Here is a 12,932-nt window from a genome sequence, read left to right on the forward strand (position 1 = left end):
GCTCTTAATCATGTAGATGATAAAAATTGCTCTTCCACTAATTTTCGGTATAGAGAATGCGTTTCTACTAACTCTCCATGCGTACCTACCCCTGTTACTTCCCCTTCTTCTAAAACAATAATCTGATCGGCATGAATTACCGTAGATAAACGATGAGCAACAACGACGGTTGTCCGATTTTCCATAAGTTTATCTAGTGCCTTTTGAACAATTCGTTCAGATTGGGAATCGAGTGCTGATGTAGCTTCATCAAGTAATAAATAGGCTGGATTTCTTAGGAAGGCTCGGGCTATCGCTACTCGTTGGCGTTGTCCACCAGATAGCTTAATTCCCCTTTCTCCTATCTCTGTTTCGTATTGTTCAGGAAGCTTTTCAATAAAGGAATGGGCATTTGCCATTTCTGCAGCCCACATTACTTCTTCTTTTGTAATATCTCTTGATATCCCGTAGGTTATATTATCAATAATCGTCCCAGCTAATAAAGGATTTTCCTGAGATACATAGCCTAGCTTACCACGCCAATCATGTAAATGAAAGTTCGTTAGCGACTCACCATTTACCGTTATTTCTCCTTTAACAGGAGTGTAAAACCGTTCAATTAAGGAAAAAAGCGTCGTCTTTCCACTGCCACTAGGCCCTACAATGGCAGTGACTTTTCCATAAGGAATCGTTAACGAAACATTATGAAGAATAGGGTCTTTTCCATATGTAAAGGAAACGCAGTTAAACTCAATTGAATGCTGGCCACTTTCATAAGAGCGTTGACGCTCATACACCTCGGAATCTTCATGTAAAATCGTTAAGATTCTATCTGTTGCTCCTCTAGCTTTTTGTATGCTAGTAAAAAATTCCGCGATACGACTGAATGGGATCACTATTTGAAATAAGTACAAAATGAATGCGACTAGTTCCCCTGCTGTTATATCACCATTAGCCATTCTGAAAACACCATAGGCAATAATAATGATAAATACAACATTGAGAGTCAGTCTAAGTAAAGGCATGAGGGTAGCTTGAATTTTTGCTTCTTTTACCCCATAACTGAACAGTTTTTCAATATCGTCATTTCCACTCTCTTGCTCTTTCTTTTCTGTACCATATGCTTTAACTAAACGGATTTCGGAAAGCATTTGTGAGATAAGTGCCGTAAAGCCAGCCATTCGTTCTTGAGCTGCCTTTGCGATACGCCTTAATTTTCTTCCGACTGGTATGACAATTAACGTCATGACAGGAACTGATAGTAAAATCATAAGTGTCATTTTTAAATCAATGTATAGTAAGATAATCACAGCTCCAACAATTGCAACTATGCTTGTTAAGAAATTTACGACTTGATTGGATAAAACATTCATGATTGTTGTTGTATCATTAGTAATTCGACTAATTGTTTCACCTGACCTCGATTTATCGTAAAATGGTATCGGTAATGAAAGCACTTTTTCCCATAATAACTTTCTCAGGTTGGCAACAATTCTTTGCCCGATTAGTCCTAATAAATAAATTGAAAATCCTAAGGTAATAATTTGAACTATAAAAACCGTTATAAGAATACCGATTAGCTGAAAGCTCAAAGAATCTGTTGTGAGGACATCAATTAAATCTTTTGTAAACCATGGGATCAATAATCCTGCCGCTGTCTGAATTAAACTCAAGATAAAAGCAATAATTAATAACCGATAAGGCGGGTTAGTCTGTTTAATGAGCCACCAAAATTCCTTCCAATCACCTTTATTCGTTTGTATACTGTTCGTTTCCTTCATTATGTAAACTCCTAATACAAAATTCTTTCCTTACTATAATCACATATTCGAATGAAAAACTCCAATTTAAAAAGGGTATCCCAAAGAAGGCTGCTGAAAAAGTGTGATTTTCACTTTTCCAGCAGCCTTCTTAAGTAATGAGCTTAGCCGTTGCATCTTTTAAAGCTTGCTATGAGTGGTTTTTTCTCAAAGCAAGCGCGCAAAGCGCGGAGCCATTACTGCTTCCTGAATCCACTATATTGGACCTTTTTTCAGCGGTTTCATCTCGTTTATACCTTTTGGGATACCAGTGGTTACAGCCATTTTTATTTAGTTATAAACATTTGTGTCCAGTGGTGGCCATTTTGTTCATAGCCGACACCGATGTGAGTGAAGTTTCCATTCATGATATTTTTTCTATGGCCTTCACTATTCATCCAAGCTTGTACAACTTCTTGTGGTGTTCTTTGACCTTGAGCAATGTTTTCTGCTGCTGCAGTATAGGAAACACCTTGGTCTCTCATCATATCAAATGGCGAACCATACGTAGGACTTGTATGTGAGAAATAATTGTTTTGTTGCATATCTGTAGACTTTTTACGTGCTACACTACTTAGTTGCGTATCTGCTTGTAAATCTGATAAGCCGTTCTTTCTTCTTTCTGCATTTGTTAATTCAACTACTTGAGCCTCGAAATCACTTAGACCTTCAGCACGTGCTTCTGGTGCTTGTTCCTGTCTTTGTTCAGCCTCAGGCTCAGCTTCTGGTTGCGTTGGAGCTGGTGTTGGTGCCTCAGGACGAGCTTGTTCAGGAGCAGGCGTTGGTGCAGGTGTATCTGCTACTGGCTCACGAGCTTCTGGTGCTTCTCTGTCTGGTGTTGCTTGTGGTGTTTCTCTTTCAGTATCTGGCTGTGGTGCCTCTGGTGTTGCCTGTTCAGGCTGTTCACCTGGTGTTGGTGCAGCTTCTCCAAGTTGGTCACGAACCATTTGTTCTAGTCTGTCAGGTGAAAAACGTTGCAATTCATCTTGTGAAATACCATCAAGTTGATGACGTAAAGCGTTTTTAATTTGGTCGGGCGAAAATTGTTGTAATTGAGCAGGAATGTCGCCCTCATCTACATTTATTTCCCCATCTTCAACTACATAAATAAATTTAGCCTCTTGAACTTGAACCGCTTTTGTTTCAGGGTATTGATCACTAGGTATAGAAGTTTCTTCACTTGAAATATTCCAGTTAATCCCTTCTCTTGTACCACTTTCATGTTGACGTCCCGCATCAATTCCCGTTAAATTTCTATCTGCTGGATATGGATGTGGAGAATGAGTTGTACGTTCTTGAGCATCAAGAGCTTGACCACCAGTTCCACATCCGACTAAAGCTAGCATAAGTATGGCGGTAATAACTGCAAAGATTTTTTTAATTTTCATTTTTTAGTCTCCTTTTGTTTTGTTCTCGTTAGTATTTTAATTAGTTTGATTAAAAATATTTGTGGGAAAACTGAACAATATCCCTTATATTTACTAAAAGTTGTATAATAGAGGAAAAAACACTTTTGAATACATAGTTACTATTCATCACATTCACGTGAATTTGGAGGCAATATTGATGTTCGATCCAACTATTTTTGAAAATATAAAAGTTGTGCTTGAAGGAGCAATATATGATTTAGATCTTTCAAATGATTTAAAGGTTATTAATAGACGTGACATTGTAGACTTGGCAACTATGTCTAGAGAATTTATTATGCAAATTCAAACGTTTGATAATGAACGTCCTTACCCATTTGTTGAAATAAGTGTTCAATCATCTATAGAAGATTTTACGGTAGAAAAAATTGATGAAAATGAGAAAGATGCAGGTTGTAATTTAGAGGTGAGCTTTTTTACGAGGGTGAATGATATAGACCATGATTGTATTGACATTGAAAATATGCTAAATAATCTTTGGAATAGACGCCCACTTATCCATCAAGAAATATTCTTTGAATATGGGTCTTCAAATCAATTTTATAATCGCGTAAATTTGCATTTTAGTCGAAAGATAAATGAAGATCAGATTGAAGATATACAAAGTTTTATAGAGCTTACAATACACTCGTTAAAATACTTTGAAAAATTCTAGGTATTATAAAAGGATATACTTTCTTAGGGATTGTTTACTTACTAGTGGAGAGAATAAAGTAGTAAGTCATAACAATAGAACAAGGGAGGTACTATTGTGAATCATTATGAAAATGTAAATGTTTTTTTAGACAAAGTTCAAGCTACTGTTGATGAAGCACTCAATGAGCTTATGGAAGTGAAGATGATTAGAGAAAATGATGTAACTGAATATTCCAGCCTACAGCATGAATTGAATCAATTAAGAGATGAAGCTGATATACTAATGTTATCAATGCCTCAGCACCATAAGAAGCTAAAAGAAGTTCAAGCAAAAATAGATGAAATACAAGAGGTAATGATTAGAGGCTGTTAATATCGCCTCCTCATTACCTCTTTATATTTAATTTCTAATATACTCCGCATTATATGAATTCCCCCCAGAATGAACAGCTACTAATGTATTTGCATAACCAACTAAACGGTTAATAGTTTCATCTGCAATTGCATATACGAGGGTATGGTGTTTTTTATCATAAAGAGTTTCATCATCAATTATGATAGTTGTATTTAAAAAAATATCTCTATTTCCTTGGAGATCATAGTGAATAATTATTTTCCCAAAAGCTCCCCCACTTTTTGGATCTGAGTAATGTGGATGAAAAATGAACCATTCTTCAGCTGTAGCAGAACGAAAATTCTTTGTAAATGTGAGCTGGTTTATTTCATTTTCTATCTCAGGAGTTATTAAGTCTCGAATATTATTTTCCAATCCGTACACTCCTTTTGTCGGATTTAGTTATTATTATGACTATAAAATACTTCAATGTAGATAAAAACACATATTAAAGGAAGGAGCAATTGCTTAGCACACTACACGTTTATCAATAAGAAAACATTTCCCTGAACCTTGTAGCGCGCTACGCATATTGCTTCAACAAAATTGTGCTTATACAGATTTTCTTTCTAATGAGATATATGTGCGTTTCCACCTTCTTTATTATATTCAGAAATGATTTGGTCGATAGTTGCTGTGCTAGTTTGTTTCCTCATTTCTTTTGCCTTTTCTTTTAGATAATGGATATATTGCTCATCTCTTACTAACCATGCACCATGTTCTCTTTTTATATGACGTTCTACATCTTCAAAGGAAGAGTACTCTTGGTCTTGCTTCACATGATTAGATTCAAGTGCCCACTGACCAGCCTCTGTTTCGTAAATAAATAATTGATCTTCATCCCTACTTTCATAAAGACAACCTGTAGAATCACCCTTATGGTTAAAACGATTTCTGAATGAGTCAATTCGGAGCGGGTCCATTTCAAATGGTTTTGCGACAAAGTATTCATAGGCTCCGGTCGTTAATGAGCACCCAGCTGCTTTTGCATGACCTCCACCACCATATTTATTTGCGACCTCTGATACATCGACGTGGTCATGAATAGTTCGGAAACTTATTTTCTTACCACCCAAATTTAGAATAGCAATATAATCAAGGTGAGGACTTTCCTTCCCTAGTTCATTACCTAATTCAGAATGATAAGATTCGGCATGAACTATCCCTGTACAGTATTCACTGATAAAGGTTTGAACCATTTCCCTCCGCTTTCGACGAACATATCTTTCAATTTTTTCTTCTTCTAAATCTAATAGTTTCTTTTCAAACTCATCAAATGAGAATTGGTCATTATTTTTAATACGATGAATCATTCTTTCTTCGAATTCATCAATGGAAATCATAAAGAAAAGATCATTCAGCCGTTTCGCATCGATGTTTTCATTTTTATCCCATTCCCACGTATCAAACTGGCGTACCTGCTCAACGAATTGTTCAAGGGCTGGGGACGATTGAATTTCATTTCTAGATAAAAAGTATTCATATAATAACGATGTGGCTGATGTTTGACGACCATCCTCGTATTCGACCTTCACGTTTCCCCAATTATAATCATTAAAATGAAGAGCAGTTTTATGGTGGTCAATTAATTTAGCCTGTCCTCCTTTGAGAACAAAATCATTAATACGCTTTTCATTATTCTTATTTACAGATAGGTCAGTAATTAATAAGTAGTCATCCTTATTCCCCTTTTCGAGGAAGCGTTCTACTTGAAAATCTAATCCTGTAACTGAGTTATAGCGAATATCAACATTATCGCCAAACGCTAGTTTCGCAACAATACCACAACCTACACCATCAAGGTCATTATGTGTAAATAATCGATACATAAGTAAGTCCCCTTTGCCGTTTTCTAGTGATAGTATGTGTAGGTTATCGCAAATTATCGTAAATGGTTACCTTGCTTTTGTTAAATAGGCCGTGATAATATGGTATTTGCTTATTTTTGTAGCGTATGGAATCAGATGAATTAAGAATTAACGTTTCAATTTCGTCTTGAACAGTACCAAAACAAGAATAGTAATACAACTGTGGAAGAGAAATTTCCACACTAGGAGGATTTTCATTATGTTAGAAGGAAAAGTTAAATGGTTCAATGCAGAAAAAGGTTTCGGTTTCATCGAAGTTGAAGGACAAGAGGACATATTTGTTCACTTCTCTGCTATTCAAGGCGAAGGTTTCAAAGCTTTAGAAGAAGGTCAATCAGTTACATTTGAAATCGTTGAAGGTGCTCGTGGACCACAAGCAGCTAACGTTCAAAAGTAATTATATATAATGGGTGAGGAATTCGTTCCTCACCCATTTTTCATTTCTAAAAAAACGTTAGAATAATTTCAAAAAATTAACATAAGCTAATAAAGTATGAAAATTACAGCGCTTGTTTTATACATAATGTACACATAATAAGTAGTTCAAGCGTAATGGTGGTAAGTGGATTTTGTAGCAAAAAAAATCATTGACAACACTTTAATAAGAATGATAAAATTGAAAATTTGATAATTCTTATCAAATATGTTATAATGATTTTAAGACTCAAGTTGGGAGGCTAGCTATGTTTGAAATTGGTGATAAGGTTGTTTATCCGATGTATGGTGCCGGTATTATAAAGGACATCGAAGAAAAGGAAATTCTTGGTGAGAAACAGCAATATTATATCTTTAATATGACTCATAGTAATATGGAAGTGTCTATTCCAATGGGCAATTCATCAAACTTAGGAATCAGAGAAGTTGTTGATGATGAAACAATCGAGAATGTCCTTTCTGTTTTTACTGATGGCGAGCCTGATATGACTGTGAATAGACATCAGCGTTACCACAGTAATATGAAACGTATGAAGAGTGGTGACATTCAAGAAGTCGCTCATGTTATTCGTGATCTAATGATGCTTAGTAAAGATAAAAAAATTGGAACTGAAGACAAAAACATGCTAGATAACGCCCTTCAGATACTTACAAGTGAACTGATTCTTGTTAAAGAAATTACGCAAGAAGAAGCTACGGAGCTTATCAATGAGGTAATGAATAAAGTAGAAGAATAAAAAGAGCTTTTGCACTTTTTAAAATTTACTTTTAATGTAATCCAGTTGGATGAAGAAAGCCACCCGAAATGGGTGGCTTTCTTCATCCTGTTTCCATTCATATAACACTGTTACTGACCTTTCTTTTCACCATTTCCTTGAGGCCCATTTCCACGTTCACCAGGAGAAGCTGGTTTATTTGGTTGATTGCTATTTCCTTGTTGATGTGGTGTTTGTGGCTTATTAGGTTGATTGCTATTCCCTCGTTCATGTGGTGTTTGTGGCTTTTCTAGCTTCTTTCCATTTCCTCGCTCATCATTAGGCGTAGTAGGATTATTTGAATGTCCACGTTCACTTGGATTCACTCCATTTCCCCTCTCTGGAGTAGCAGGCTTCCCTATACCGTTTCCATTCTCCTTCTTCTCTGCTTGATTAGTTTTTTCACTTGCAGGAGTTGGAACATTCTTTGGTGGACCATTTCCGTTGTTAGCATTTGAATTCGGATTCGGTATTTGTTTCTCCTTATCGACATTCTTTCCTGGAGCAATCTTTGACGGGTGATTATCAACTTTCTCGTTATTTCTCTTGTTGTTCATTGCATCATTTTTCTTCTTCTCTTTTTCAAGGTGCTTCATCTCACGAATGCTTTTATCTTTGACTTCTGAAATGTCGGTAATTACACCTTTCTCTTTAAATTCTTTGTATAGTGAATACTGATTCACGGATGGTAGTATTGCTTTGGCTTCCTCATAGAACTTTTCACTTTCAACAGATGTAGTTAATTGAACTGATTGATTGTTTTGTTCTGCTGTTTCTTTTAATACATTTTCAATGTCTAGTACATCGAGAGTTTCAGTAACTAAAGGAATGATGGTTGTTGAAACTAACGCTGTTTCGTCTTCAGCAATATACCCTAATTCAATTGAATGTATTAATACCTCTTCAAGTATATTTGTTATAGTCATTTTATTTTGGTTCAGGTGCTCAATTAGCCTTTCCCCATCAAGATTTTGCGCCTCTATTGAAAGTATTTGATGATCTTTATTTGCCTTTATTTCGATACTTGGATTAATATCTACAGCAACAATATAAGCAGCATTACTATCAGTAAAAGGTAAGAATAGGTAAGAAATAATAGCAAGAATAAACACTGCTGCAATAGAAGCGTATTTTACTGATGATATTTTTGACTTTGTCTGCTCTGTGTAAGCTAATGATTCACCAAGAACAGGCACTTCATCATTACTAGTTCGGGGCAAGTTCTTAAAAGTCCCATCTTCTGTAATAATCGTCGTTACGTTTTCACTAACACTGACAACTGTCCCTTTTTTTACGATTTTCATCACGGACTCCCCTCCTCTTTTTATGTTTTTTGAATATATTGAGATAAATGGATCCAATTTGGATGAAGGGTCAGGAGTATTAACGTAATTAAATACTTACGATATCGTTCTAACGTTTTAGGTCTATAGTTATGTTTTTTACAGAAGGCAGTGACTGGTAATCGTTTTTTTGTTAGGAACAGATCTACACATTCTTGATCTTGACTTAAAACTGAAGCAATTTCCTTTAGGTTTTCACGAGTATCTTTATGCTTGGGACAAAACTGCTCAAGTTCATCAAAAGCAATTGAAAAACCTTGTAATGCTAGATTTAATTCGAGTATTTCCTCTACTAGTTCACTAGTTTGTACAGATTGTTTAAATGATTCAATGGACTTATTAGCTTCCATTTCATTTAACGTGATGTCATCATCATTGATATTTTGGTTTAATGAAAGATGATGCTCTCTTTTTTCGCGACGATAAAAATCAATCAGATCTCTTTTTATTAAAAGATAGACATAATTTAGAAACTTTCTACCTCCGTTTTTATCAAATGTGTCAATGGCACGATTGAAAGCTAGTAAACCAATGCTAGCTTCTTCATCGCTCCATGTACGATACTCACGACATATATGACCTACTGTATTAATAATATATGGTCGATAATGTCTAATTAATTGTTCTCGAACTAACTCATTACCCTTTTTCGCATCTTCTAGTTGATTAACTAATTCTACTTGATCCATGTCAATTACACCTACTTATCACATTCCAAACACGCTCTTTAAGCATACTTTATCTTATAAGGTTGGTAAATAAACGATAAGGAATAGGCAATAACTCCCTTGAACTGGAATTATTGCCCTTTAAAAATGGTGCATTTATGGTCTATTACTATTTCGTCCATTTCCATTTTGGGAAGGGTGATTTTCTCCCTTAGCTCTTGCTTGTTTTGCTCTTTCTTGACCTTTACTCTTACCGTTATTTGCTCTTTCACTTGCATGTTGCCTAGCTTGAGCAGCTTTTTCATTACCTTTTACTTTTGTAGGTGAAGCAATTATTTCTTTTGCTTCTTCTTCTACTTGCTCTTCCTTCTCTTCAACTTGATTAGTTCCAACTGTATATTCTAGTTTAAGTGATGCTGTTTCTTCTTTATGTTCTTTTATTACTTGATTTTCGTTATGTTCAGTTTCTTCTACCTCAGACTCTACTTTACTCTCTTCTTCCATTTTAATGCGTAGTGCTTTTTTCATTTCTACTCGAAGTTTTGCTTCCGCACGTTTTTCCATTGCTCTTTCTTGATTAGCAAGTGCTCTTCTAATACCTGCCTTTGCTTGCTCTGGTAAGTTCTCCCTTTCAAGTAATACAAGAAGGTTATTTCCACGGTTTGAATGATGAAGTACTACTTCCTCTTCAATCTCAGTAATGTCCTCTCCATTTTCTTCAGCTTCATCAAGCTTTTTCTCTATTTCTTCTATATTTTCTTGAATATGCTCTATAATTCTATTAGCTAAGTCAGGATCAACTACCTCATTTTCTTCAATCTCTAACATACGCTTATTCGCATTTTCTAGTAAAATATCAATCTTTTCTTCCCAATCTTCTGTATACTCATACTTAACTTTTTCAATCGCATGAATTAATTCATATAATGGAGAATTAGGGTCATTCACATAGGTTGTTTCTTGCTCCTCAGCGCTTGCCGTACCAACAACTAAAATTGAACTTAACATAACACAAATTGTAAAACGTTTCATAATAATATCTTCCTTCCAGTATGTTTTTGAAAATGATTTATATAAAAGGACTTTACCCTCCTATTATTAGATTTTATTTGAATTCCATTATGATACCTTGGTTTTGTTCATATTCATGTAAAGGTGTGATGAGTGTAAATATCGTTGTTTTTCCGTCTACCTGTTCTGTAAAAATATCTGTTCTAACACTATCTTTCCTGTCGGTCTGATAAGCTAGATGGTTCTTTGTCTGTTCGATTACGATAACATTCCCAGCACTTCGTAGTAATTCTTCCTGTATAGAGATAATCGCTTTATCAGTTTCTATTACTGAGAAAACCCCTTTTACATTTTGTTTTTCATGAATGATTGAAATTGTTGGTGGATTAGCACTTATTTCCTTCTCGATCGACCAACCTTGCATTTCGTTTAGCTTTTCATATAATGACATCGTTTCTACTTCAACTAGTTGGACAACAGGCTTCTTTTCCTCGACTTCATAAGAGGAATGTACCACATCCTTTGCACAACCAGTGCTTAGTAATAACGTAAATGCTGCTCCGATTAGGACAAATCCCTTATTCATATGTCTATCACCTCACAAGTAACTTGCTCATTTATGTACCTACTAATCTATACGACTAGCGTTTTGTTTTTTAGGGGGAAAATGAAAAAAACTCACCCTACTACTTAAGTAAGATGAGTGAATCACGTTATTTTTTTAGATTTAATTTGGCTAATGCTTCTGCTAATGCTGGGTTAAATGGTTCTTCATCTGTATTTGGTTGTTTCTTTAAATATTTATTTACATCTCTTTTAGATGCTTTGCTTCCTTTTTCCTTTTCTTTTCTTGCATTAAAACTAGATAGCTTTTCTCTATGTCCACATACACATGCAAAGGTTTGTCCTTCTCCTTCACCTCTTAATTCAAGCTTCTTTTTACACTTCGGACATCTAGCGTTTGTAACTTTTGATTTTCCTTTACGGTAGCCACATTCTCTGTCCTGACAAACAAGCATTTTTCCCTTTTTTGAGCTAACTTCGAGTAAGAGTTTGCTACATTCAGGACATTTTGTTCCAGTAACATTATCATGTTTAAATTTCTTTTCACTATTTTTAATCTGATGAACTACTGTTTTTGCATAACTCTTCATTTCTTGTATAAAGGTATCTTTGTTTAATGTTCCTTTTGAAATAGCTTCAAGCTTTTGTTCCAATTCAGCTGTTAATGAAGGTGAGCGTAAATCTTCAGGTACTAGTTCTAATAATTGCTTTCCTTTCGACGTAACAAAAATATCTTTGCCTCTTTTTTCAATTAAGAAGCTGTTAAAAAGCTTTTCAATGATATCAGCACGAGTAGCTACTGTTCCAAGTCCACCTGTTTGCCCGATTGTTTGAATAAGGCTTTTGTCTTCATTCGCCATGTACTTAGCTGGGTTTTCCATAGCTGATAGGAGTGTTCCTTCATTAAATGGAGCTGGTGGTTGTGTTGACCCTTTTGTTTGAGTTATTGACGTTATTGAAAGCTTGTCTCCTTTAGATATTACTGGCAGCGTCTGATTGACATCAGTACTGTTTTCATCTTCTTCAAACTGATTGTCATAGACTTCTTTCCAGCCTTGTGATAGGACAATCTTTCCCTTAGCGATAAACGTTTCATTATTTATAGATGTAGTAATACTAGTTTGCTCATATTCATGAGGTGGATAAAGTACGGCTAAAAACCGTTTGACAACTAAGTCATATATTTTACGTTCCTTATCGCTAAATGCTCTGAGACTTGGTTGGTCTTCAGTCGGTATAATTGCATGATGGTCTGATACTTTACTATTGTCAACAAAGGATTTCACTGGTTTGATTGGTTGATTGACTAGTATACCAGCGAGTTTTACATATGGCCCTACCGAAATTGCTCGTAGACGGTCCTTTATTGTATCGACAATATCAGTCGATAGGTGTCTAGAGTCTGTTCTTGGATATGTTAAAACTTTATGTTGTTCATATAATTTTTGCATAATAGATAAAGTCTCTTTCGCTGAGAAACCAAATCGTTTATTTGCATCGCGTTGTAATTCGGTTAAGTCATAAAGCATAGGAGAAAAGCTTTGTTTCTTCTTTTTCTCAACCGAAACTACCTCAGCTTCTTTAGACGCTAGAATTTTAAGTAATTCGTCAGATAGCTCTTTATTAAATGTTTTTGTATCCTTTGTTTTATTATCTTGCCATACTAACTTTACTCTTTCTTTAGTTGATGCAGTAATCCCAAAGTATGGCTTTGGTTTAAAGTTTCGTATTTCTTCTTCTCTTTTTGCAATAATCGCCAATGTAGGAGTCTGCACTCTGCCACATGATAGCTGAGCATTATATTTCGTAGTTAATGCTCTTGTTGCATTCATCCCTACAAACCAGTCGGCCTCTGAACGAGCTACGGCTGAAGCATATAGATTCTCATAGTTTTTGCCACTCTTTAAATTGGAAAAGCCATCCTTAATAGCTTTATCAGTGACTGATGAAATCCACAATCGTTTCACTGTTTTTTTCACATTTGCTTTTTCAATAATCCATCTTGCAACTAGCTCTCCTTCTCGACCCGCTTATCTCTATCATTATGCACATA

12 protein-coding genes and 1 pseudogene are annotated in these 12,932 nt (G+C 35.3%); 4 read left to right on the forward strand and 9 right to left on the reverse strand.

Annotation, left to right across the window (positions count from 1 at the left end):
* Positions 1–8: 8 nt before the first annotated feature.
* Both CD003_RS08190 and CD003_RS22600 read right to left on the reverse strand, forming a co-directional pair.
* Complete coding sequence (locus CD003_RS08190; RefSeq protein ID WP_096200651.1) at positions 9–1,760, reverse strand: ABC transporter ATP-binding protein; 1,752 nt, start codon at positions 1,758–1,760, stop codon at positions 9–11.
* Positions 1,761–2,065: 305 nt separating this feature from the next.
* Positions 2,066–2,887, reverse strand: coding sequence for a CAP domain-containing protein (locus tag CD003_RS22600; RefSeq protein ID WP_373558558.1), 822 nt, complete (start codon positions 2,885–2,887; stop codon positions 2,066–2,068).
* 457 nt (positions 2,888–3,344) lie between these two features.
* Here CD003_RS22600 and CD003_RS08200 point away from each other — a divergent pair, with 457 nt between their 5' ends.
* Both CD003_RS08200 and CD003_RS08205 read left to right on the forward strand, forming a co-directional pair.
* On the forward strand, positions 3,345–3,860 hold the full coding sequence (locus CD003_RS08200; RefSeq protein ID WP_096200652.1) for a hypothetical protein: 516 nt from the start codon (positions 3,345–3,347) through the stop codon (positions 3,858–3,860).
* A 96-nt stretch (positions 3,861–3,956) separates the two neighbouring features.
* Positions 3,957–4,214, forward strand: a complete 258-nt coding sequence (locus tag CD003_RS08205) for a DUF2524 family protein (protein ID WP_096200653.1) — start codon at positions 3,957–3,959, stop codon at positions 4,212–4,214.
* A gap of 27 nt (positions 4,215–4,241) precedes the next feature.
* Here CD003_RS08205 and CD003_RS08210 read toward each other — a convergent pair whose 3' ends face one another.
* Together CD003_RS08210 and CD003_RS08215 are read right to left on the reverse strand one after the other, a co-directional pair.
* Positions 4,242–4,610 (reverse strand): hypothetical protein, encoded by a 369-nt coding sequence (locus CD003_RS08210; protein WP_096200654.1) that lies wholly within the window; start codon positions 4,608–4,610, stop codon positions 4,242–4,244.
* Positions 4,611–4,804: 194 nt separating this feature from the next.
* Positions 4,805–6,064 carry a DHH family phosphoesterase gene (locus CD003_RS08215; RefSeq protein WP_096200655.1) on the reverse strand — a complete coding sequence of 420 codons (1,260 nt, stop codon included), beginning with the start codon at positions 6,062–6,064 and terminating at the stop codon, positions 4,805–4,807.
* Between the two features lie 238 nt (positions 6,065–6,302).
* On the opposite strand from CD003_RS08215, the gene CD003_RS08220 reads away from it, so the two are divergent.
* Both CD003_RS08220 and CD003_RS08225 read left to right on the forward strand, forming a co-directional pair.
* Entirely contained in the window at positions 6,303–6,500 is a 198-nt protein-coding gene (locus CD003_RS08220; RefSeq protein WP_096200656.1) for a cold-shock protein, read from the forward strand.
* A gap of 286 nt (positions 6,501–6,786) precedes the next feature.
* On the forward strand, positions 6,787–7,275 hold the full coding sequence (locus CD003_RS08225) for a CarD family transcriptional regulator (RefSeq protein ID WP_096200657.1): 489 nt from the start codon (positions 6,787–6,789) through the stop codon (positions 7,273–7,275).
* 110 nt (positions 7,276–7,385) lie between these two features.
* Here CD003_RS08225 and CD003_RS08230 read toward each other — a convergent pair whose 3' ends face one another.
* The 5 genes and pseudogenes from CD003_RS08230 to CD003_RS08250 form a co-directional block, all read right to left on the reverse strand.
* Positions 7,386–8,597 (reverse strand): proline-rich domain-containing protein, encoded by a 1,212-nt coding sequence (locus tag CD003_RS08230; RefSeq protein WP_096200658.1) that lies wholly within the window; start codon positions 8,595–8,597, stop codon positions 7,386–7,388.
* A 20-nt stretch (positions 8,598–8,617) separates the two neighbouring features.
* Positions 8,618–9,325, reverse strand: coding sequence for an RNA polymerase sigma-I factor (gene sigI / locus CD003_RS08235; RefSeq protein WP_096200659.1), 708 nt, complete (start codon positions 9,323–9,325; stop codon positions 8,618–8,620).
* 135 nt (positions 9,326–9,460) lie between these two features.
* The gene (locus tag CD003_RS08240) at positions 9,461–10,336 is read right to left on the reverse strand and encodes a DUF5667 domain-containing protein (RefSeq protein ID WP_096200660.1); all 876 of its coding nucleotides are present in this window, start codon (positions 10,334–10,336) and stop codon (positions 9,461–9,463) included.
* A 73-nt stretch (positions 10,337–10,409) separates the two neighbouring features.
* On the reverse strand, positions 10,410–10,901 hold the full coding sequence (locus tag CD003_RS08245) for a hypothetical protein (protein ID WP_096200661.1): 492 nt from the start codon (positions 10,899–10,901) through the stop codon (positions 10,410–10,412).
* Between the two features lie 127 nt (positions 10,902–11,028).
* Positions 11,029–12,909: pseudogene (locus CD003_RS08250) on the reverse strand (DNA topoisomerase III); the annotation flags it as partial.
* Between the last annotated feature and the right edge of the window lie 23 nt (positions 12,910–12,932).

The organism is Bacillus sp. FJAT-45350 (genome assembly GCF_002335805.1).
GTDB lineage: Bacteria > Bacillota > Bacilli > Bacillales > NISU01 > FJAT-45350.

Bases quoted from the DNA above. Each gene is read 5' to 3' on its own strand.
- CD003_RS08190 (WP_096200651.1), bottom strand. From the start codon at position 1,760: ATGAAGGAAACGAACAGTATACAAACGAATAAAGGTGATTGGAAGGAA.
- CD003_RS08200 (WP_096200652.1), top strand. From the start codon at position 3,345: ATGTTCGATCCAACTATTTTTGAAAATATAAAAGTTGTGCTTGAAGGA.
- CD003_RS08215 (WP_096200655.1), bottom strand. From the start codon at position 6,064: ATGTATCGATTATTTACACATAATGACCTTGATGGTGTAGGTTGTGGT.
- CD003_RS08220 (WP_096200656.1), top strand. From the start codon at position 6,303: ATGTTAGAAGGAAAAGTTAAATGGTTCAATGCAGAAAAAGGTTTCGGT.
- CD003_RS08225 (WP_096200657.1), top strand. From the start codon at position 6,787: ATGTTTGAAATTGGTGATAAGGTTGTTTATCCGATGTATGGTGCCGGT.
- CD003_RS08230 (WP_096200658.1), bottom strand. From the start codon at position 8,597: ATGAAAATCGTAAAAAAAGGGACAGTTGTCAGTGTTAGTGAAAACGTA.
- sigI (WP_096200659.1), bottom strand. From the start codon at position 9,325: ATGGATCAAGTAGAATTAGTTAATCAACTAGAAGATGCGAAAAAGGGT.
- CD003_RS08240 (WP_096200660.1), bottom strand. From the start codon at position 10,336: ATGAAACGTTTTACAATTTGTGTTATGTTAAGTTCAATTTTAGTTGTT.
- CD003_RS08245 (WP_096200661.1), bottom strand. From the start codon at position 10,901: ATGAATAAGGGATTTGTCCTAATCGGAGCAGCATTTACGTTATTACTA.